At 69.0% G+C, this 20,401-nt stretch carries 22 protein-coding genes; 17 read left to right on the plus strand and 5 right to left on the minus strand.

What is annotated here, in order from left to right:
• Positions 1 to 95 precede the first annotated feature (95 nt).
• Both ACFXN1_RS34995 and ACFXN1_RS35000 read right to left on the minus strand, forming a co-directional pair.
• Positions 96 to 1,055, minus strand: coding sequence for a phosphotriesterase (locus ACFXN1_RS34995; protein WP_379438362.1), 960 nt, complete (start codon positions 1,053 to 1,055; stop codon positions 96 to 98).
• Positions 1,052 to 2,554 carry a long-chain fatty acid--CoA ligase gene (locus ACFXN1_RS35000; protein ID WP_379438360.1) on the minus strand — a complete coding sequence of 501 codons (1,503 nt, stop codon included), beginning with the start codon at positions 2,552 to 2,554 and terminating at the stop codon, positions 1,052 to 1,054. The genes ACFXN1_RS34995 and ACFXN1_RS35000 overlap by 4 nt, the downstream gene beginning before the upstream one ends.
• Positions 2,555 to 2,785: 231 nt before the next feature.
• Here ACFXN1_RS35000 and ACFXN1_RS35005 point away from each other — a divergent pair, with 231 nt between their 5' ends.
• The 12 genes from ACFXN1_RS35005 (at position 2,786) to ACFXN1_RS35060 (ending at position 13,444) form a co-directional block, all read left to right on the plus strand.
• On the plus strand, positions 2,786 to 3,427 hold the full coding sequence (locus ACFXN1_RS35005) for a TetR/AcrR family transcriptional regulator (protein WP_379395350.1): 642 nt from the start codon (positions 2,786 to 2,788) through the stop codon (positions 3,425 to 3,427).
• 323 nt (positions 3,428 to 3,750) lie between these two features.
• A complete protein-coding gene (locus tag ACFXN1_RS35010; protein ID WP_379395348.1) occupies positions 3,751 to 4,503 on the plus strand; it encodes an SDR family oxidoreductase in 753 nt (250 codons plus the stop codon).
• Between the two features lie 10 nt (positions 4,504 to 4,513).
• Positions 4,514 to 5,503, plus strand: coding sequence for an NADPH:quinone oxidoreductase family protein (locus ACFXN1_RS35015; RefSeq protein WP_379438359.1), 990 nt, complete (start codon positions 4,514 to 4,516; stop codon positions 5,501 to 5,503).
• Positions 5,504 to 5,540: 37 nt separating this feature from the next.
• Entirely contained in the window at positions 5,541 to 6,302 is a 762-nt protein-coding gene (gene fabG / locus ACFXN1_RS35020; protein WP_379395345.1) for a 3-oxoacyl-ACP reductase FabG, read from the plus strand.
• Between the two features lie 34 nt (positions 6,303 to 6,336).
• A complete protein-coding gene (locus ACFXN1_RS35025) occupies positions 6,337 to 6,789 on the plus strand; it encodes a MaoC family dehydratase (RefSeq protein WP_379385610.1) in 453 nt (150 codons plus the stop codon).
• An 18-nt stretch (positions 6,790 to 6,807) separates the two neighbouring features.
• Positions 6,808 to 7,995 (plus strand): acyl-CoA dehydrogenase family protein, encoded by a 1,188-nt coding sequence (locus ACFXN1_RS35030; RefSeq protein WP_379438357.1) that lies wholly within the window; start codon positions 6,808 to 6,810, stop codon positions 7,993 to 7,995.
• Positions 7,992 to 9,110, plus strand: a complete 1,119-nt coding sequence (locus tag ACFXN1_RS35035; RefSeq protein WP_379438356.1) for an acyl-CoA dehydrogenase family protein — start codon at positions 7,992 to 7,994, stop codon at positions 9,108 to 9,110. The genes ACFXN1_RS35030 and ACFXN1_RS35035 overlap by 4 nt, the downstream gene beginning before the upstream one ends.
• A gap of 50 nt (positions 9,111 to 9,160) precedes the next feature.
• The gene (locus ACFXN1_RS35040; protein ID WP_379395339.1) at positions 9,161 to 10,390 is read left to right on the plus strand and encodes an acyl-CoA dehydrogenase family protein; all 1,230 of its coding nucleotides are present in this window, start codon (positions 9,161 to 9,163) and stop codon (positions 10,388 to 10,390) included.
• A gap of 43 nt (positions 10,391 to 10,433) precedes the next feature.
• A complete protein-coding gene (locus ACFXN1_RS35045; protein WP_379385604.1) occupies positions 10,434 to 10,757 on the plus strand; it encodes a putative quinol monooxygenase in 324 nt (107 codons plus the stop codon).
• Between the two features lie 10 nt (positions 10,758 to 10,767).
• Complete coding sequence (locus ACFXN1_RS35050; protein ID WP_379438354.1) at positions 10,768 to 11,769, plus strand: NADP-dependent oxidoreductase; 1,002 nt, start codon at positions 10,768 to 10,770, stop codon at positions 11,767 to 11,769.
• Between the two features lie 15 nt (positions 11,770 to 11,784).
• On the plus strand, positions 11,785 to 12,384 hold the full coding sequence (locus tag ACFXN1_RS35055) for a TetR family transcriptional regulator (RefSeq protein WP_379385909.1): 600 nt from the start codon (positions 11,785 to 11,787) through the stop codon (positions 12,382 to 12,384).
• A gap of 175 nt (positions 12,385 to 12,559) precedes the next feature.
• Entirely contained in the window at positions 12,560 to 13,444 is an 885-nt protein-coding gene (locus tag ACFXN1_RS35060; RefSeq protein ID WP_379438353.1) for a hypothetical protein, read from the plus strand.
• Between the two features lie 29 nt (positions 13,445 to 13,473).
• On the opposite strand, the gene ACFXN1_RS35065 is transcribed toward ACFXN1_RS35060, so the two are convergent.
• Both ACFXN1_RS35065 and ACFXN1_RS35070 read right to left on the minus strand, forming a co-directional pair.
• Positions 13,474 to 13,722, minus strand: a complete 249-nt coding sequence (locus tag ACFXN1_RS35065; RefSeq protein WP_379438351.1) for a hypothetical protein — start codon at positions 13,720 to 13,722, stop codon at positions 13,474 to 13,476.
• 69 nt (positions 13,723 to 13,791) lie between these two features.
• Entirely contained in the window at positions 13,792 to 14,277 is a 486-nt protein-coding gene (locus ACFXN1_RS35070; RefSeq protein ID WP_379438350.1) for a PaaI family thioesterase, read from the minus strand.
• A gap of 63 nt (positions 14,278 to 14,340) precedes the next feature.
• Between ACFXN1_RS35070 and ACFXN1_RS35075 the strand changes: the two genes are divergently transcribed.
• Entirely contained in the window at positions 14,341 to 15,669 is a 1,329-nt protein-coding gene (locus tag ACFXN1_RS35075; RefSeq protein WP_379463771.1) for a PLP-dependent aminotransferase family protein, read from the plus strand.
• 34 nt (positions 15,670 to 15,703) lie between these two features.
• Here the strand turns inward: ACFXN1_RS35075 and ACFXN1_RS35080 are convergent, their stop codons facing one another.
• Positions 15,704 to 16,579: an SAM-dependent methyltransferase gene (locus tag ACFXN1_RS35080; protein ID WP_379395327.1), complete on the minus strand. Its 876-nt coding sequence runs from the start codon at positions 16,577 to 16,579 to the stop codon at positions 15,704 to 15,706.
• A 373-nt stretch (positions 16,580 to 16,952) separates the two neighbouring features.
• Here ACFXN1_RS35080 and pnuC point away from each other — a divergent pair, with 373 nt between their 5' ends.
• The 4 genes from pnuC to ACFXN1_RS35100 all read left to right on the plus strand — a co-directional run bounded on the left by pnuC (position 16,953) and on the right by ACFXN1_RS35100 (position 20,386).
• A complete protein-coding gene (gene pnuC / locus ACFXN1_RS35085) occupies positions 16,953 to 17,606 on the plus strand; it encodes a nicotinamide riboside transporter PnuC (RefSeq protein ID WP_379438347.1) in 654 nt (217 codons plus the stop codon).
• A 140-nt stretch (positions 17,607 to 17,746) separates the two neighbouring features.
• A complete protein-coding gene (locus tag ACFXN1_RS35090; protein ID WP_379438346.1) occupies positions 17,747 to 18,559 on the plus strand; it encodes a helix-turn-helix transcriptional regulator in 813 nt (270 codons plus the stop codon).
• 46 nt (positions 18,560 to 18,605) lie between these two features.
• A complete protein-coding gene (locus ACFXN1_RS35095) occupies positions 18,606 to 19,469 on the plus strand; it encodes a universal stress protein (RefSeq protein WP_379438344.1) in 864 nt (287 codons plus the stop codon).
• Between the two features lie 302 nt (positions 19,470 to 19,771).
• On the plus strand, positions 19,772 to 20,386 hold the full coding sequence (locus tag ACFXN1_RS35100) for a cutinase family protein (protein ID WP_364624593.1): 615 nt from the start codon (positions 19,772 to 19,774) through the stop codon (positions 20,384 to 20,386).
• Positions 20,387 to 20,401: the final 15 nt, after the last annotated feature.

Here is a 20,401-nt window from a genome sequence, read left to right on the forward strand (position 1 = left end):
TGGACCCCGGGGTGACCCCCCCCTCCCCCCCCCCCACCACCCTTTGGTGGGGGGTTGTCCACCCCCAGGGAGACCCCCGGGGGCAGCCCACACCGTCATTTCTCGAAGTAGCGGCGGGGGTTCCGCACCAGGATGGTGTCGATATCGTCCTCGGTGAGGCCCTTGGCGAGGAGGGCGGGGAGGACATCCTCGCTGATGTGGCGGTAGTTCCACTTCGGGGCGATCTGGGCCTTGGCGGCCGGATCGAACCAGTCCATGAAACAGGCGGCGTCGTGGGCGATGACGATCTTGTCGCGGTAGCCGCGGCGGACGAGCTCCACGATGGTGTTCACGCGGTCCTCGAACGGCAGCAGCACGTCGATGCCGAAGCGGTCCATGCCGAGATAGGAGCCCGCATCGGCCAATTCGGCGAGGTAGTCCAGATCGGTGGAATCACCGGAGTGGCCGATCACCACTCGGGTCAGGTCCGCGCCCTCCTCCCGCAGCACCCGCTGGGCCACCAGCCCGGACCGGGTGTGCGGGTTGGTGTGCACGGTGATCGGCGCTCCCGTTCGCACCGCCGCCTGACCGACCGCCCGCATCACCCGCTCCACACCCGGAGTCAGCCCGGGTTCCTCGATGGCGCACTTGAGGAATCCCGCGCGCACCCCGGTCCCGGCGATGCCCTCGGTGAGGTCCTTGACGAACAGCTCCACCATGGGCTCGGGCATGTCCATCATCAAACCCGGTCCGTTGTAATGGAATTGGAACGGCAGGTCGTTGTAGGTGTAGATGCCGGTGGCAACGACGATATTCAGCTCGGTGCGGGCCGCGATCTGCTGGATGCGGGGGATGTAGCGGCCCAGCCCCAGCACGGTCGGGTCCAGGATGGTATCGATGCCAAGCGATTTCAGCTCGTCGAGCTGCTTCACGGCGTCGTCGACGCGGGCCTGCTCATCCCAGTCGGCGTAGTTCTGCCGGTACTCCTCGCCGAGCACGAAGACGTGCTCGTGCACCAGCACCCGGCCCAGCTCGCTGGAATCGACGGTGCCGGTGACGGCGGGGACGATGCTCATCGGGATGCCTTGTCTGTGAACAGGTTCGGGTCGATGGCGCGCTTGAGGATCTTGCCGGTCGCGCCCTTGGGCAGCTGGTCGGTGAAGGCGAAGCGGTGCGGCACCTTGTAGGCGGACAGGCGCTCCTTGGCCCAGGCGCGCAGCTCCCCGGCATCGAGTTGGACGCCGGGCGCGGTGGCCACCACCGCGCCCACCTCCTCGCCGTAGTGGTCGTCGGGCAGGCCGATCACCGCCACCTCGACAATGCCGGGGTGCTCGTAGAGCACCTCCTCGACCTCGCGTGGATACACGTTGTACCCGCCGCGAATGATGAGATCCTTTGCGCGGTCGACGATGTAGACGTAGCCGTCGGCGTCGACGCGGCCCAGATCGCCGGTGCGCAGCCAGCCGCCGGACAGATCGGCCGCCGTCGCGTCGGGCCGCTGCCAGTACCCCTTCATCACGCTGGGCCCGCGCATGAACAGCTCACCGACCGTGTCGGCGGGCAGCACCGTGCCCTCCGGATCTCGCACCTCGATCGACGTGCCGGGCAGTGCGGTACCCACCGACCCGGCCCGCTGCTCGCGATCCAGGGGGTTGTAGGTCGCGGCCCCGCTGGACTCGGTGAGCCCGTAGCCCTCGAGAATGGTGCAGCCGAAACGTTCCGTGAAGGACCGGATCACCTCCGCGGGCAGCGACGCGCCACCCGAGCAGGCCAGCCGCAGGCTCGCGAAATCCTCCGGACCGTAGTCGCCGGCGCTGTGCAGCATGGCATTCCACATGGTCGGCACGCCCGCCACCACGGTGAGCCGGTGATCGCGGATCGTCTCGATCATTGCCCCGGGGACGAACGGCGACACCATGGAGAACGAACTGCCCGCGTGCAGGGTGGTGATCAGGCACACCGCCTGCCCGAACACGTGGAACAGCGGCAGCCCGGTGCCGAAGCGTTCCTCGGGTGTGAGTCGCAGCTGATCGATGAAAATACGAGCGGTCTCGATCAGATTGGCGACGGTGAGCTCCACGCCCTTCGGTTTGCCCGTGGTGCCCGAGGTGTAGAGCAGGATCGCGGTGTCGTCGGGTTCGCGCCGGACCGGTTCGGCGGTCGGCTGGGCGGGGGAGGCGTGCGCACCGGGTTCGAGCACCTGCACCGGGATACCGCGCTCGGCGGCGGCCTGCTCGGCCGCGGTGCGGGCCAGATGCCAGGCGATGGCATACCGGGCGCCGGAATCATCGAGCACATAACCGATTTCGGGTGCGGTCGCCATGGTGTTCACCGGAATGGCGACGGCTCCGATCAGTTGGGCGCCCAGGTAGGCGATCACGAACTCCGGCACGGTCGGCGCCACCAGCAACACGCGATCTCCCACCGCGACACCGGATTCGGTGAGCCGGCCGCCGAAGGCCGCACTGCGGCGGGCCAGCTCGGCGTAGGAGAGGGTGTCGTCCAGGTGGCGCAACGCAATGGCGTCGGGGCGTTCGGACGCGTGCTGCCAGATACGGTCGGCGACATTTGTCATGGAACATCCAGTTATGTAGAGGTCGGATGAGACGGGGTCGGAGTGAGCGGCGTCACGACCCTGTGCGCGACCATATCTGAATCCGGTGTCAACTTCAATGACGGTCGGCCGTCGTTCCGGCCGCGCGAGCGAGCGGGTCGAAGGCCGTCGGCGTGGGACGATATGTGCTGGTATGCGCGGTGATACGGTGGCAATCGGCAGCCGTCCCCGTGACCGAGTGAGTGATCCGCCGTGACGTCCGAACCCATCGACCGCCAGGCCGCGCCTCGCCGGGTGCCCCCGCGCACCAAGCGCGGAGAGCGCACCCGTGCCGCCCTCATCGCCGGGGCGCGCGAGGTGTTCGAACGCGACGGCTACCTCGACGCCAGGATTGCCGACATCTCCAAGGCCGCGGGCGCTGCCGCCGGCTCGTTCTACACCTACTTCGACAGCAAGGAAGAGATCTTCACCGCCGTCGTCGAGGAGGTGCAGGAGGAAATGCTGCACCCGCACGTGCGGGCCCGCACCGGCGTCACCGACCCGCGCGAGCTCGTCGAGGCCGCCAACCGGGAATACCTGCTGGCCTACAAGCGCAATGCGCGCCTGATGGGGGTGTTCGAAGAGGTCACCCAGATCAACGAGAACTTCCGCGCGCTGCGCCTGGAACGCAACCGTGCCTTCATCCAGCGCAATGCCAGGATGATCCGCGAACTGCAGGAATCCGGGCAGGCCAGCGCGGATCTCGATCCGCTGATCACCGCTCAGGCGCTGTCGGTGATGGTCAGCCGTATGGCCTACATGGTCTTCGTCCAGCACCAGCGCATCGCCTTCGAGAAGCTGGTCGGCACCCTGACCCAGCTGTGGGTCAATGCCCTGCAGGTGAAGTCCGAATAGCTAGCGACCCGCCTGATAGCTCGCGACCCCGCCTGATGGCTCGCGACCCCGCCTGCGCGGATCGTGGCGGTAGCTGCCGCGAGGGTCCGACAATATGAATCCGGGTTCGAGTTCGTGTCGTTTTCTCCTGCATGACCTCGGCTTTCGAGCGCACTGTGTGCCGTATCACAGGAATTCGACCCCCTCGGCGGTATTGACCGCGACGGGAGTTTGGCGCAAGGTGGCGGAAGAAAATAAGCGCTTAGTAAGTTCCCCGCTCGGGGTCGGCCCCGGGTCGCGGCGCGAGACCGCCGTGGCCACGGGCGACCTGAAAGGACCTGTCCGTGAACAGATTCGAAGGCAAGACCGCCATTGTCACCGGCGCCAGCCGGGGTATCGGCCTCGGTATCGCGCAGCGCCTGGTGGACGAGGGCGCCAAGGTCGTGATCACCGCCCGCAAGCAGGAGGCGCTCGACGAGGCCGTCGCGGCGCTGGGCGGGCCGTCGAAGGCGCTGGCCGTGGCGGGGCGCGCCGACGATGCCGCGCATCAGGCCGAGACCCTCGAGCGGGCAGTCGAGACCTTCGGAAGTGCCGACCTGCTGGTGAACAACACCGGGATCAATCCGGTGTTCGGGCCGATGGTGGAGCTCGATCTCGACGCGGCCCGAAAGATCGTGGAGGTCAACTGCCTTGCCGCCCTGTCGTGGGTGCAGCACGCCTACCGGGCGTGGATGAAGGACCATGGCGGCGCGGTCGTGAACGTCTCCTCGGTCGCCGGGCTCAAGCCCGCGCCCGGCATCGGTTTCTACGGTTCCAGCAAGGCGATGCTGACCCACATCACCCAGGAACTCGCGGTCGAACTCGGCCCGGACATCCGCGTCAACGCCGTCGCGCCGGCGGTGGTGAAGACGAAGTTCGCCACCGCGCTCTACGAGGGCCGCGAGGAGCAGATCGCCGCCGCCTACCCGCTCAAGCGGCTGGGCGTGCCCGAGGACATCGGCAGCGTGGTCGCCTTCCTGCTCTCCGCGGACGCGGCCTGGCTCACCGGCCAGCTGCTCGTGGTGGACGGCGGCCTCACGCTGACCGGGGGCGTCTAGAGTGGCGGACATGCGGGCCTGGCGGGTCCACGAACTGGGCGAGCCTGCACAGGTGATGCGGCTCGACACCGTGGAGCGCCCCGAACCCGGCCCACGTCAGGTGGTCGTGCAGGTCACCGGCGCGGCGGCGAACTTCCCCGACGTGCTCATGTGCCGCGGCCTGTACCAGGTGAAGCCGCCGCTGCCGTTCACGCCCGGTGTCGAGCTGTGCGGGGAGGTCGTGGCCGCGGGTGGCGAGGTCACCGGGATCGCGGTCGGTGACCGCGTGCTCGGCGGCAGCTCGCTGCCGTACGGCGGTTTCGCCGAGTACGCGGTCCTGGAGGCGGCCCAGACCTTCACCGCGCCGACCGCTTTGGACGATGCGGAGGCCGCGTCACTGTTCATCGGTTACCAGACGGGATGGTTCGGACTGCATCGCCGTGCCGCGCTGCAGGCGGGGGAGACCCTGCTGGTGCACGCGGCCGCGGGCGGGGTCGGCAGTGCCGCCGTCCAGCTCGGCAAGGCGGCCGGGGCCCGCGTCATCGGCGTGGTGGGCGGGCCCGAGAAGGCCGAGTACGCCCGCGCGCTCGGCGCCGACATCGTGATCGACCGCAGGAGTGAGGATTTCGTCGAGGTCGTCAAGCGGGTCACGGACAATCGCGGCGCCGACGTCGTCTACGACCCGGTCGGCGGCGACACCTACACCCGCTCGACCAAGTGCATCGCCTTCGAGGGCCGCATCCTGGTCGTCGGCTTCGCGGGCGGCGACATCCAGAGCGCCGCACTGAATCACGCACTGGTCAAGAACTATTCGATCGTCGGCCTGCACTGGGGGCTCTACAACGCCTACGACCCGGCCGCGGTCGCCGACTGCCACCGCGAGCTGACCCGGCTGGCCACCGCGGGCGCGATCCGCCCCCTGGTCAGCGAACGACTCGACTTGGCGGACATCGCCGATGGCGTCCAGCGCCTCGCCGACGGCAAGACCGTCGGGCGCGTGGTCTGCACGCCCTCGGCCTGATCGACACCGACCTGATCGCACCACAGAGGAGAACATCGTGAGCACGCAGACACCGCGGGTAGCGGTCGTGACCGGCGCGGCGCGGGGCATCGGCGCCGCGATCGCACGGCGACTGGCGGACGACGGAATGGCCGTCGCCGTCCTGGATCTCGACGAGCAGGCCTGCAAACCGGTCGTCGCGGAGATCGAGGCGGCCGGCGGCCGCGCCCTCGCCGTCGGCGCGGACGTGTCCGACGAGCAGGCCGTGACCGCGGCCGTGGACCGGGTGGCCGCCGAGTTGGGCGCGCCCACGGTGCTGGTCAACAATGCGGGCATCCTGCGCGACAACCTGCTTTTCAAGATGAGCGTCGCGGATTGGGACGCGGTCATGGGCGTGCACCTGCGCGGCGCGTTCCTGTGCACGCGGGCGGTCCAGCGCCACATGATCGAGCAGGGCTTCGGCCGCATCGTCAGCCTGTCCAGCACCTCGGCGCTGGGCAATCGCGGCCAGGCCAACTACTCGGCCGCCAAGGCCGGATTGCAGGGCTTCACCAAGACCCTCGCCTTCGAGCTCGGCAAGTTCGGCGTCACCGCCAATGCCGTCGCACCGGGCTTCATCGAAACCGAGATGACCCAGGCCACCGCCGAGCGCATGGGCGTCTCGTTCGACGACTTCCGGCAGGCGGTCATCTCCACCATCCCGGTGGCCCGCTCCGGCAAGCCCGAGGACATCGCGCACACGGTGTCGTTCCTGGCCAGCGAGGGCGCGGGATTCGTGTCGGGACAGGTCATCTACGTGGCCGGCGGGCCGAAGAACTAGTCGCGCAACGGAATCGAACGGAAGGACGCGAACAATGCGGGTATTCCAGGGGCTGCCCGAACTGGAGAAGGCAGTCGGCACCCATCTCGGCTACAGCGACTGGCACACCGTGACCCAGGAGCAGATCGACCGGTTCGCCGACGCGACCGGCGATCACCAGTGGATCCACATCGATCCGGAACGGGCCGCCGCCGGTCCGTTCGGGACGACCATCGCGCACGGCTTCCTCACCCTGTCGCTGCTGCCCATGCTCACCGCGAGCGTGTACACCGTCGAGGGGCTGTCGATGGGAGTCAACTACGGGGCCAACAAGGTTCGCTTCCCGTCCCCGGTCCCGGTGGGCTCGCGGCTGCGCGCCGGGGTGGAACTGGTGTCGCTGACGCCGGCGAGCATGGGGTTCCAGGCGGTCAGCCGGGTCACCGTGGAGATCGACGGTGCGGCCAAACCGGCCTGCGTCGCCGAAGCCGTCTCCCTGCTGGTGCCCTGAGACGAAGGAGCACGACCGATGAGCGATACGGTTCGCGACGACCTGCGCCGGCGGGTGGAATCCCTGCTGGCCGAGCATGATCCGGCCACCACCGACCCGGTGACCTTCCACCGCGCCCGCTTCGACGCCGGCCTGGCCTGGGTGTACTTCCCTGTCGGGCTGGGCGGCCGCGGCGCCGACCGCGACCTCCAGCTGTTCGTCGACGAGCTGTTCGAACAGGCGGGAGCTCCGGGTCATCAGGCCGAACTCAACGGCATCGGCCTCGGGATGGCGGCGCCCACCATCGCCATCCACGGCACCCCGGAACAGCGGCAGCGCTACCTGCGTCCGCTGTGGACCGGCGAGGAGATCTGGTGCCAGCTGTTCAGTGAGCCGGGCGCCGGATCGGACCTGGCGGCGGTCGGCACCCGGGCCGTCCGCGACGGTGGGGACTGGATCGTCAACGGGCAGAAGGTGTGGACGTCGGTGGCCCACAAGGCCGATCTGGCGATCCTGCTCGCGCGCACCGACCCGGACCGCCCCAAGCACGCGGGCCTGTCCTTCTTCATCTGCGATATGCGCCATCCCGGCGTCGAGGTGCGGCCGCTGCGCCAGATCACCGGCGAGGCCGAGTTCAACGAGGTCTTCCTCACCGACGTCCGCATCCCCGACGCCCAGCGCCTCGGCGGGGTGGGGGAGGGCTGGCGCGTCGCCACCACCACCCTCAACAACGAGCGGGCGGCCATCGGCGGGCGCGCGGTGCCGCGGGAGAGCGGTGTGCTCGCCGCGGTCACCCGCACCTGGCGGGAGAATCCGGACCGGCACACGCCGGAACTGCACGACCGGCTGCTGCGGCTGTGGGTCGAGGCCGAAGCCGGGCGGCTGGCCGCCGCGCGCATGCGGCAGCGGACCTCCGCCGGTCAGCCGGGGCCCGAAAGTTCCGCGCTCAAACTGGCTTTCGCGCGGTCCAACCAGCAGCTGACCGGTCTCGAACTGGAGATCCTCGGCGAGGACGGCCTGCGCTACGACGACTGGACCATGGTGCGGCCCGACCGCGTCGACTTCGCCGGCCGCGGGCCCGGCTACCGCTACCTGCGCGCCAAGGGCAATTCGATCGAGGGCGGCACGTCCGAGATCCTGCGCAATATCGTCGCCGAACGGGTCCTCGGCCTGCCCGCCGAGGCGCGCGGGGACAAGGACACCGCCTGGAAGGACCTGGCCCGATGAGCGACGACATCCTGCTGCTCGATACCGACACCGAGGCGGCGCTGCGGCACGCGGTGCGCGATCTGCTTGCGGCCCAATGTGATCCGGCGGCGGTCGCGCGGGCCTATGCGGGCGATCGGTCGCTGACGCCGGGATTGTGGAAAGCGCTGGCGCGGGACCTGGGACTGGCCGGACTGCTCGTCCCCGAGGAGCGTGGCGGCGCGGGCGGCTCCGCTCGCGACGCGGCGGTGGTGCTCGAAGAACTGGGGCGGTCCGTCGCGCCCGTACCGTTTCTCACCAGCAGCGTCATCGCCGCCACCGTGCTGCTCGCCGGTGATTCCGACCTGGTCGGGCAGCTCGCCGACGGTGCGGCGACGGTCGCGCTGCTCGCGCCCTTCACCGCCGCCTCGCCGGACGCGGTCCCGTCCTTCCGGAAGGATGCCGACGGCCGCCTGTCCGGCAGCGTGACCAGCGTCGCGGGCGTCCTGGACGCCGATGTGCTGCTGGCCGCGGTCGACACCGCCTCCGGCACCGAGATTCACGCCGTGCCGCTGGCTGCGGCCACGGTGACGCCGGTGGTCTCGCTCGATATGACCCGGCCGCTGGCCGATGTCGTGGTCCACGCCGCGCCCGGTCAGCTCGTGGTCCCGGCCGACGGGGGAGCGGCCGCGCTGCGGACGGCGCTGGAGACCGGCGCGGCGCTGCTGGCCTCGGAGCAGGCGGGTATCGCGGCGTGGTGCCTCGAGGCGACCGTCGGCTATCTGAAGATGCGCCGCCAATTCGGCCGCGTGGTGGGCGGATTCCAGGCGCTCAAACACCGTCTCGCCGATCTGTTCGTGGAGGTCGAGGCGGCGGTCGCCAGTGCCCGCTACGCGGCGGGCGCGATCGCTGCGGGCGATCCCGACGCCGCCGTGGGTACCGCGGTCGCCGCGGCCTACTGCGCGGACGTCGCGGTGACATCCGCCGAAGAAGCGCTCCAATTACACGGCGGCATCGGCATGACGTGGGAGTATCCGGTGCATCTGTATCTCAAGCGCGCCAAGGCCGATCAGCTCGGGCTCGGCAGTCCCGGCCGGCACCGCGCGGTGCTGGCCGAACTGGCCGACCTCGGCTCGGCCGCCGGAAAACAAAGTTGAATCCGGGTTCAAGTATAGTTTCGCCTGCGCGGCACAGACTATTTCGAGGAGTGAGCATGTTCGACATGACCGATCGGGCCCAGCGCTACCGGGACGATCTACTCGCCTTCATGGACGAGCACGTCTACCCGGCCGAGGCGGTGTACGAGGAGCAGATGGCGGAGTCCGGGGACCCGCACTTCCAGCCGCCGATCGTCGAGGAGCTCAAGACCGAGGCCAAGAAGCGGGGGCTGTGGAACCTCTTCCACCCGCATCCGGAGTGGGGCCCGGGCCTGACCAACCTGGAGTACGCGCCGCTGGCCGAAATCATGGGCCGCAGTGCGCATCTCGCGCCGGAGGCCACCAACTGTGCCGCCCCCGACACCGGCAACATGGAGGTGCTCACCCTCTTCGGCACACCCGAGCACAAGGAGCAGTGGCTGCGCCCGCTGCTGGACGGTGAGATCCGGTCCGCGTTCGCCATGACCGAGCCCGCGGTCGCGAGTTCCGACGCCACCAATATCCAGCTGCGCATGGACCGCGACGGCGACGACTACGTGCTCAACGGCCGGAAGTGGTGGACCTCCAACGCCTTGCACAAGAACTGCAAGGTCCTCATCGTCATGGGCAAGACCGATACCAGCGCGGCCACACACCGCCAGCAGTCGATGATGGTGGTCCCGATCGACGCCCCGGGTGTGACCGTGCAGCGCGGCCTGCCGGTCTTCGGCTACCAGGACCGCGAGGGGCACGCCGAGGTGCTCTTCGAGAACGTGCGGGTGCCCAGGACCGCGCTGCTCGCCGGTGAGGGCGACGGGTTCATGATCAGCCAGGCCCGCCTGGGTCCGGGTCGCATCCACCACTGCATGCGCGCCATCGGCATGGCCGAGCGGGCCCTCGATCTGATGATCGACCGTGCGCAGTCGCGCGTGACCTTCGGTGAGCCGGTGGCGAATCGGGCCAATATCCAGGACTGGATCGCCGAGTCCCGCATCGAGATCGATATGGCCCGCCTGCTGACGCTCAAGGCCGCGCACCTGATGGACACCGTCGGCAACAAGGCCGCTCGCACCGAGATCGCGGCGATCAAGGTGGCGGCGCCCAATGTGGCGCTGAAGGTCGTGGACCGTGCCATCCAGGTGCACGGCGGCGGTGGCGTCTCCGACGACTTCCCGCTCGCCAGCATGTACGCCCACCTGCGCACCCTGCGCCTGGCCGATGGACCGGACGAGGTGCACAAGCGTTCCATCGCGCAGTGGGAACTGCGCCGCCGCGACCCCGAGTGGGGCAAACGCGGCTGACCGCAACGAGTTTCGACACCATCCATTCTCCGAGGAGGATCCCATGGCCGATCCCTGCGTCGTCGTCGCGACCATGATCGCCAAGCCCGGCCAGGAAGACCTGGTCGAGAAGACCCTGCGTGCGGCCGCTCCGGCCGTGCACGCCGAGCCCGGCTGCCTGCGCTACGCGCTGCACCGGCATGCCAAGAACCCCGGGCAGTTTGTCATGATCGAGAAGTGGGCGTCCCGGGACGCGCTGCGCGAACACGGCCAGGGCGCGGCTCTGCGCGAAGTCGGCACGGCCCTGGCCAATGCCCTCGCGGCACCGCCGGACGTGCAGGTCTTCGAACCGCTGCCCGCCGGCGACCCCGACCAGGGCGCGATCTGAGGAGATCCCCATGACGAAGACACAGCAGGTACGGCTGGCCCAGCGTCCCACCGGACTGCCCGGCGTGGGCACCTGGAAGGTGACCACCGAGGAACTGCCCCCGCTCGGCGCGGGGCAGATCCTGGTGAAGATCGACTTCATCTCGCTCGATCCGGCCATGCGCGGCTGGCTCAACGATGTGCGCTCCTACCTCCCACCGGTCGGGCTGGACGAAGTGATGCGGTCGCTGGACATCGCGACCGTCGTCGAATCCACCCACCCCGATTTCGCCGTCGGCGACAACGTGAGCGGCACCTTCGGAGTGACCGAGTACGCGATCAGTGACGGCCGCGGCGTGCAGCATGTCGACCTGGGCGTCGCGCCCGGGCCGACCTGGCTGGGTGCGCTCGGAATGCCCGGCATGACAGCGTATTTCGGGCTCCTGGAGGTCGGGAAGCTGAAAGCCGGTGAGACCGTGGTGGTCTCGGCGGCGGCGGGCGCGGTCGGCAGTGTGGTCGGCCAGATCGCGAAGGCCAAGGGCGCCACCGTCATCGGGATCGCCGGCGGGGCGGAGAAGTGCCGGCTGCTCACCGAGGAATTCGGTTTCGACGCCGCGATCGACTACCGCGGTGAGGACGTGCTGCAGCGGCTGCGGGAGCTCGCGCCGAAGGGCATCGACATCTACTTCGACAATGTCGGCGGTGAGATTCTCGATGCGGCGCTGGCCAATCTGCGTCGCGGGGCCCGCATCGTGCTGTGCGGGGCGATCGCGGCGTACAACGACGACCAGCTGCGGCCCGGGCCGTCGCGCTACATGTCGCTGCTGGTGTTCCGGGCGTCCATGACCGGCTTCGTGGTCTTCGACTACGCCGACCGCTACGGCGAGGCGGTGGCCGACATCGCGAAGTGGCTGACCGAGGGCATGATCAAGAGCCGGGAGCATGTCGTGCAGGGTGGGGTGGAGCATTTCGGTGAGACGCTGAATCTGCTGTTCACCGGCGGCAACACCGGAAAACTGGTGCTCGCGCTCTGATGTAAGACTGTCCAGGTGACCGAATCAGAGGATCGCTCGCGCGCGGACGAGACGCGGGCCCGACTACTGGACGCCGCGGTCGCCGCTTTCGCCGAGCGCGGCTTCCACGGCGCCACCACGCGCGACATCACCTCGATCGCGGGACTGAGCACGGCGGCCATCTACGTCCACCACCGCTCCAAGGAAGAGCTGCTCTACCAGGTTTCGCACACCGGGCACCTGGACACGCTCGAGCGGATGCGGGAGGCGGTGGCCGCTTCGGACGACCCGGTCGAGCAGTTGGTCGCGGTCATCCGGCAATTCGCGATTCACCACGCCCGCGCGCACACCGTCGCCCGGGTCATCAACTACGAACTCGCCGCGCTGAGCCCCGAGCATCAGCGCGAGATCAAAGAGATCCGCCACGTCATCGACACCGAGATGCGGCAGTTGATCGAGCGCGGGGTCGACGCGGGCGTGTTCGACAACCCGAATCCGCGCATGGCGGCGGTGGCGCTGCTCTCGCTGGGCATCGACCTCGCGCGCTGGTACCGGGAGGGCGGGCCGCTGTCGCCCGAGGAGATCGGCGACTACTACGTGGATCTGGCGCTGCGGATCGTCGGCGCACGCAAATAGCCTGCGCCACATGGTATTTTCTGTTCTTCGCCCGTTCCGCTCCACCCTTGAAGCCGACATCGGATTCGGGTAAGCATGTGATGACGCACGTCACATCCGGTCGTCGCGCGGCGAGCGCCACACGGCGACAGCCGGGTCCGGCGTCCTCCACGCAATGAGACATGGGAGCGATCTCGTGAGCACGCTTTCCCCCGCCACCGCCCGACTGACCTACCGCGCCCTGGAACCGGTGCACGGCATGATCTACTTCAGCCCGCACGGGCCGCAGGTGTATCGGGAGCTGGGTATCACCGATCCGCGCATGATGTATTTCGCGTCCCGCTCGGCCGCTTTCGGGCCGGTGCCGGCCGAGGTCACCATCGCGACCTTCTTCAATTTCAATCCGGCGGCGGTCCGCGCGGTGCTGCCCGCCGCATGGAACATCGCCGCTCCCACCGACATTCTCCATGCCCGGCTGGCAGCCGCCGACCGCTCACTGCGGCAGGCCTGGGGCGTGGACGTCGACGGGCCGGAAGTACGCGAGGCCGCCACCCTGGCGCGGCAGGCGGCCGAACGCGCCTGCGAACGCGCACACGGACGCCCCCTGTTCGCGGCACACGCGGCCCTCCCATGGCCCGCCGAACCGCATCTCGTGCTCTGGCACGCACAGACCCTGCTGCGAGAATTCCGCGGCGACGGCCACGTCGCCCTCCTCCTGACCGAGGGCCTCAGCGGCCTCGAAGCCCTGATCACCCACGCCGCCGCCGGCGAGATCCCGCCGGAAGTCCTGCGTATCAGCCGATCCTGGACCGAACAGGACTGGGCCCAGGGGGTGGCCGCACTGCGCGACCGCAACTGGCTGACCGATCGCGATCTCACCCTGAGCACCCACGGCTCCGCGCGCCGCGCAGCGATCGAGACCCGCACTGACGAACTATCGACCCACCCCTACGAGGCGATAGGGCCGGACGGCTGCGAACGCCTGCGAAAACTCGCCTCGGCCTTGACAATTCGCATCATGGACGCCGACCTCGCCTTCCCGCCCATGCTGTCACAACGCTACCGCGACACGGTTCGGTAAAGCCGGCGGTCCGGGTATCTGAAAGTCGGTCAGAGCGCCTTCAGCAGTTCTGCGGCCAGCGGGACCGAGGAGGCGGGGTTCTGACCGGTGCAGAGGTTGCGGTCCACCTCGATGTGCGGGGCGAACGGCTCGGCTTCGCGGTAGTCGACGCCGAGGGCGATGAGGCGGTCCTGGAGGAGCCATTGGGCCTTGTCGGCGAATCCGGCCTGTGTCTCTTCGGCATTGGTGAACGCTGCCACCCGGTATCCGGCGAACGGTGACCTGCCGCCGGCGTTCACCGCGAGGTCCTCCATCGGGCCGTGGCCGCCGCTATAGATTCTCCGATACTCGCCAAGATTCTCCGATACTCAGCGGCCGTGGGAGCGTTCGCCTCGCAGGGTGGTGACGACGCTGGTCACCGTGGCGACCGGCTTGCCGTCCGCGCGGGTGATATCGCACTGGTAGTGGGTGATGGTGCGGCCGGAGTGGGTGGGGAAGGCGGTGGCGCGCAGCGTGTCCTGCCATACCGGGCGGAGGAAGACCGCGCGGAGATCGATGCTGGTGAACGTTTCGCCGGGACCCACGACGGCGGAGTGGGCGGTGCCGATGGCGGCATCGGCCAGTTCGGTGAGCAGGCCGCCGTGGACGGTGCCCTGCTGGTTGCCGTGCCGGGCGGGATCGGTGTCCATCTCGACGGTGGCGCGGCCGGGGTCGATGGCCACCAGCCGGATGCCCAGGGTGCGGGAAATGGCGGTGGGGTAATGGAATTGGCAGGTCAGGCCGTCGGTTCCGGTGCCGTCGAGCTGCGCGCGCAGGTAGTCCAGCACGGGCACTTCGGTGGTCGCGATCGTCATGGGAACGGACGGTAGGACGCCGGGTCAGGACGATCAAGAAATTGTCCTAGGTACAGTCGGATGATGCGGACCTACACCGATGTCGCCGCCGCCCTCGCCGGGCAGATCCGGGACGGGCGCTGGGCGCCGGGACAGCGCCTGCCGACGCATCGGCAGCTGGCGGCCGAGCACGGTATCGGGGTGGCCACCGCGACCCGGGTGTTCGCGGAACTGAAGCGGGCGGGGCTGGTGGTCGGCGAACCGGGGCGGGGGAGCTTCGTGCGCGATCGGTCGGTGCGGCTGGCCGCGGTCGCGTACGGGCCGGGCGCGGAGACGGTGTGGGCGGATCTGGCCTTCACCCAGCCGCTGTCGCCGCGTCGGGAGGAATTGCTGCGCACGGGTTTACGCGAGCTGGCGGCCTCCGGCGATCTGGACGCCCTGCTGCGGCAGCAGCCGCCGGGCGGGCGGCCGCACGATCGCGCGACAGTCGCCGGGTTCCTCGGGCGGCGGGGAATCGAGGTCGATCCGGCGCGGGTGGTGGTGACCGCCGGGGCGCAGCACGGGCTGGATCTGATTGTGCGAGCGATGTTCTCACCCGGCGACGTGATCGCCGTGGACGAGCTCACCTACCCCGGATTCAAGCTGCTGGCCCAGGCGCACGGGCTCACACTCGCACCGGTTCCGGCGGCCGGGAACGGCCCGGACCCCGACGCCCTGGCACTGTTGTGTGCGAAAAGGCCGGTGCGCGCGGTCTATACGATGCCGACCCTGCACAATCCGCTCGGCTGGGTGATCGACAGCGACCGCCGGCGAGCGCTCGTTTCCGTTGCGCGCCAGCATGATCTGTTCCTGATCGAGGACGCCGCCTACGCCTTTCTCGCCGATCCGGCCCCGCCACCGCTGGCGGCGATCGCCCCGGAGCGCACCTTCTGGGTGTCGAGCCTGTCCAAGAGCGTCGCGGCCGGACTGCGTTTCGGCATGCTGGTCCACCCGCCCGTGGCCGCGCCCGCCCTGGCCCGCACCCTGCGCGCCACCATGGCCGGTCCGCCCGGGCTGACCAGCGCCCTGGCCACCCGCTGGCTTGCCGACGGCACCGTCGACACTCTCGAACAGGCGAGTCGCGTTGCCGCGCAGGAGCATCAGCGGATCCTGCACCGGGAGCTCGGCGATCGGAATCCGATCGCCCACCCGCGCTCGTTCTTCGCGTGGCTGCCCATCGATCCGGACCAGCGCATGGACCGGATCGCCGCCGAACTGTCCCGGCGCGGCATTCGCGTCTGCACCGCCGAGGCGTTCGCCACCACCGCGCACGTGCCGCACGGGCTGCGCATCGCGCTGGGATCGCCTGCCCCGGAAGGACTTCCGCTGGTGCTCGCGGAAATGCGCGCGGCCCTGGACAGCGTGCCACTGTGACACCAGGACCGCGCGAGATCCGGGCCGAGCCGGGTCAGGGCCGGATGACCGTGACCAGATTGATCAGCGACTGCTGTCGCGGATTGTCGGGCGGAGTGCCGCCGAGGTCGTGAATGTAGTCGGTGAGATTGACGCGCTCACCGGTCCAGCCGCGGGCGGTGAACCATTCGGTGGCGTCGCTGCGCGGCTCGTTGTAGATCATGTCCACCCAGTCCGCGCCGGTCTCGCCCTCCCCGGTCATCTCGGCGACCGACTCCGCGGGCAGCGGATCCATCTGCTCGATGGCGACCCGGCTGCCGTGCGCGCTGAGCCCCACGATGGCATCGAAGAGCTGGTCCTGCGCAGCCGGCGTCAGATAGATCAGCAGGCCCTCCACCAGCCACGCGGTCGGTGCGGCGGGATCGAATCCGCTGTCGCGCAGGGCCTTCGGCCAGTCTTCGCGCAGATCGACCGCCACCTCGTGCCGCTCGGCGCGGGGCCGGTGCCCGGCCGCGGCGAGCGTGTCCCGTTTGAAGTCGAGCACCTGCGGGCGGTCGAGCTCGTAGATCACGGTGCCGTCCGGCCACGCCAGCCGGTAGGCGCGCGAGTCCAGGCCGGCCGCCAGAATCACCACCTGACGCACCCCCGCATAGGAGGCGGCGGCCATGTAATCGTCGAAATATCGGGTGCGAGAGATCTGATGCTGCTGGAACTGCACCCCGAACTCGGGTGCCAGCAGCGGGTGTTCGGGCAAACGGCCCGCCAGCAGCTCGGCCCATTCCCCGCCCGCGGCCCGCACGAACAGCTCGGCGAACTCATCGTGCGCTGGCGCATCGATCGCGCGGCCACCCAGCACCCGGGCAGCCGCCACGAACAATGCCGTGGATCCAACACTGGTCTTGATATCCCAGGAATCACCTTCGGTGCGCATATCCGCCAACGTACTCACGCGGGCGCACAAGGTCATTCCGCCGCGCGAAGTCAGCCGGAATCCACCACGGATCCATCATCTGGCTGCAATTCACAGCGTCGAATATCCTGTCCGCGATCGATCTGATCATCCTGATCGGCTGGTACCTCGTAGATCCGCCGCGCACCGTGCACCTTTTCGAAGCGGAACCCTTACCGTTCCGGGGCGTCGGCATCAATGCCGGCGGTCCATACCTGTGCCGCGCCGGTCTCCGATCGGGGAGGGACGGTGGCGGGAATATCGGGCTGTGGCACGGTGGTTCCGGACGACGACAGAACGCACGCCCGGGACCCGGATCCGGCAGCTGTGCTCGGCAGGCAGCGGAGGAGGCCCGGTGAACGCCGGATTCGACCTGTTCGGTGAACACGTCCTCTGGACCGACGCCGTCGGCAATCTGTTGTCCCTCGCGGTGGTGTGGCTGGCCATGCGCAAGACCATGTGGACGTGGCCCGTGCAGCTGGCCGGTGCGGTCCTGCTGCTGGCGGCGTCGGTGCACGCCCACGTGCCCGGTAATGCGCTCAAGCAGCTGTTGTTCATCGGGCTCGCGGGCTACGGCTGGCTGGCCTGGCGGCGCGGCACCTCCGAGCACCGGGATCTGATGGTCCGGCCCGCCACCCGCCGCGAACGCCTGACGCTGCTGGCTCTGCTGGCGGTCGGCACGGTCGCGGTAGCCGAGGCGTTCGCCCACCTCGGCTGGCTGCACATCGCCTGGTCCCCGTGGGCCAATGCCTATGTCTTCGTCGGCAGCGCCATCGCGACCTTCGCACAGAGCCGGGCCCTGACCGACTTCTGGATCATCTGGATGCTCGTCGATCTGGTCGGTGTGCTGCTCGCGATGAAATCCGGCCTGTACGCCTCGGGCGCGGTCTACGGTCTGTTCTTCCTGCTCGTGGTGCTCGGGTTCCTGCGCTGGCGGGGCGAATATCGTTCGCGCCGAGACCTTCCCGCCGCCGCGGCGGCCGTCGCCGCGCCCGCGGGCGGCGAGTGAGTCGGTCCCGATACTGGTAATTCGCTGCTCTGCCCCTATTTCTTCCGGATTCTCGATTTGCCGACAGGAGAGCAGGCTGCTAGGCAGTAGCCACTGATCGAGGTCCATCCAGGCGGGTGGAATTTTTTACGGGGCGGGATATGGGTGACGTGACTTCCGGCGATTCCGGGTCGGTGTTCGGGCGGGTGGAACCGCCGAGCTTCGGCAGTACGCTGCGGCGGCTGCGGGAACAACGCGGCGTCTCGCGTGAGCGGCTGGCCTTCGGCTCGGGTGTCAGCGTCAGCTACATCACGCGCATGGAACGCGGCGACCGCGACCACCCGACCGAGCAGGTGCTGACGGCCATGGTGCGCTATCTGCACAAGGTCGGCCCGGTGACCCCGGTCGAATACCGGCATCTGCTCGAACTGTCCGCCCTGCCGCAGCACCCGGCCGCGGTCCGCGGCCCGATCGCCGTGGACGTGCCGGGCATTCTCGCCGCCCACCTCCCGCACCCCGCGGCCTACCTGGACCGGTATCTGAATCTGCTGGCCGCCAATACCGCTCATCTGCGCACCTTCCCGGGCGTCGGCGAGGACGGCAACTATCTGCGGTGGATGCTCACCAATCCGGCCGCGCGTGCGGTGCTTCCGGCCTGGGCGTCCGATCTGCGGCGTGCGATCGCCACGCTGCGCGGCGTGATGGCCATCGTCGGCGGGGCCGACGACGATGCCCGGCTGCTGACCGAGTTCGGCCGCTTCGAAATCTTCCGGCGCATGTGGACCGAGGAGCACTACAGCCTCACCGGGTCGCCGACGGTCATGCGCCTGCGCGATGCCGAGAGCGGTGAACCGTATGCGCTGCTGTGGCAGATCCTGCGGGATCAGTCCACCCAGATGTACCCCGATCAGCCGCTGTTCATCGTCGGACTGCCCACGGCGAGTCGACCTGGAGACCGTCCGGTCGGCTCGTAGGATCGCCCGCGGAAGGTACTTTCCACCCGGAGGGAGGCCGAACGCGGTGCCTGTCTACAGTCTCGACCGGCCGATCGTGGTCGGTGTCGACGCCTCCGAGTCCGCCCTGCACGCCGTGCGCTGGGCCGCCGTGGACGCGGCCCTGCGCGGCGCGGCCCTGCACCTGGTGTTCGCGGTGCCCGCGGGCGGCGAATCGCCCCTGGACGAGAGCCCGGTCCGGCTGCTGCACGATCGGCTGCGCGACACCGCCCAGGCCGCTCTCGACGCCGCCGCCGAGATCGCGCGGAAAGCCGCCGGGGACCGCGAGATTCGCGATATCCGCACCTTCCTCGTCGATGTCCCGGCCGTCATGGTGCTGGCGGAGCTCGCCGCCACCGCCTACTACGTGGTGGTCGGCGTGCGCGGGATGAGCGCCTATCACCGCAGCCTGCTCGGGTCGGTCAGCACCGGTGTGGCGCGGCATGCGCAGGGGCCGGTGGTGGTGGTTCCCGGTGAGACGGACGGGCTGTCGGACCGGGCCGTGGTGGCCGGCGTGGACGGGTCGCCGCACAGCGCCCGCGCACTCGAGATCGCCTTCGACGAGGCCTCCCGGCGTGGAGTGCCGCTGATCGCGGTCCAGGCGTGGGAGGTGTCCGGGGACAGCGACACCCGCTCGTACGACGACGCGGTCCAGCTGCTCACGCGCATGCTCGATCGCAATACCCGGGACTATCCGGGCGTCGAGGTGAAATCCGTTGTGAAGGAAGGGCGTCCCGCCCGCGTTCTGCTCGATGCCGCCGCCGGTGCGCAACTGCTGGTGGTCGGAAGTCACGGCACCCGTGGCTATCCCGGTATGGCGCTCGGCTCGACCGGTCACGCGCTGCTGCACGGCAGCGAGTGCCCTATCGCCTTGGTCCGCCTGCGCCACTGAGCCGGGCGGCACTGCCGATTTCGCGCAGCGCATCCTCGGCTACGGGAGTTTCGCACCGGCACACCGGATTCGGCCGCGACTTGCCCGCGTGCTGTCCGACTGATGGCCGAACGCCCACGCGTCAATGCCCGGCAAGCTCGCCGGGTCGTGCACACGCGGCCCGCTGACATCGCGGTACGGCCAAGAAGAACAGTGCGTGTGTAACTGTTTCGCCAGAAATCAAGAACCCCAGCAATTTCTGGGTACATCATGCGCAAGCCGGGCCCGACCCGGAGGTTACACAAATAAAGAAAGTTACGACCATGCGTAGAGCAACGGCGCTCTTCGCCGCATTACTGTTGGCCATCCTCTTTTCCATCACACACCTGGCGGCCCCGAAGGCCAATGCCGATGTCTGCACCGGTGATTGGGCGATCGGCATCGGCGGACTCGGCGACAACACCTCGTCCATCTTCATCCCGTACGTCGATCAGCCAGTCGGATACAACTCCGCCGACCCGATGTCGGGGTTGAACGAACTGGACCGACTGTTCTGGCAGCACCGCAACGAATGCCCGGGCGACCACATCCGGTTGATCGGGCACAGTGAGGGCGCCGGCATCGTGCACGCCTGGGTCACCGCACACCAGGACGTCGACAATGCCAATGCCATTCTGCTGTCGGATCCCAAGCGGGCCCCCGGCCCGGGTTGGGGCGGACTGTCCTCGACTCCCGGCAACGGGATCATCGGCTATCCGCTGGCCGGCGTCGACGACTGGTTCGGCGACTTCCCGGTTCTGACGGTGTGCAACCACGACGACCAGATCTGCGACACTTCGGCCGGCTGGTGGGGTTACCTCTTCGGGGGAGCACATGGTCGTTACGATTTCAATGTCTGGGACTACGGCGACTGGGATTCCGGCGTCTGGTACCGGTAATCACGTGATTCGAAG

The organism is Nocardia sp. NPDC059154 (assembly GCF_042755705.1).
GTDB lineage: Bacteria > Actinomycetota > Actinomycetes > Mycobacteriales > Mycobacteriaceae > Nocardia.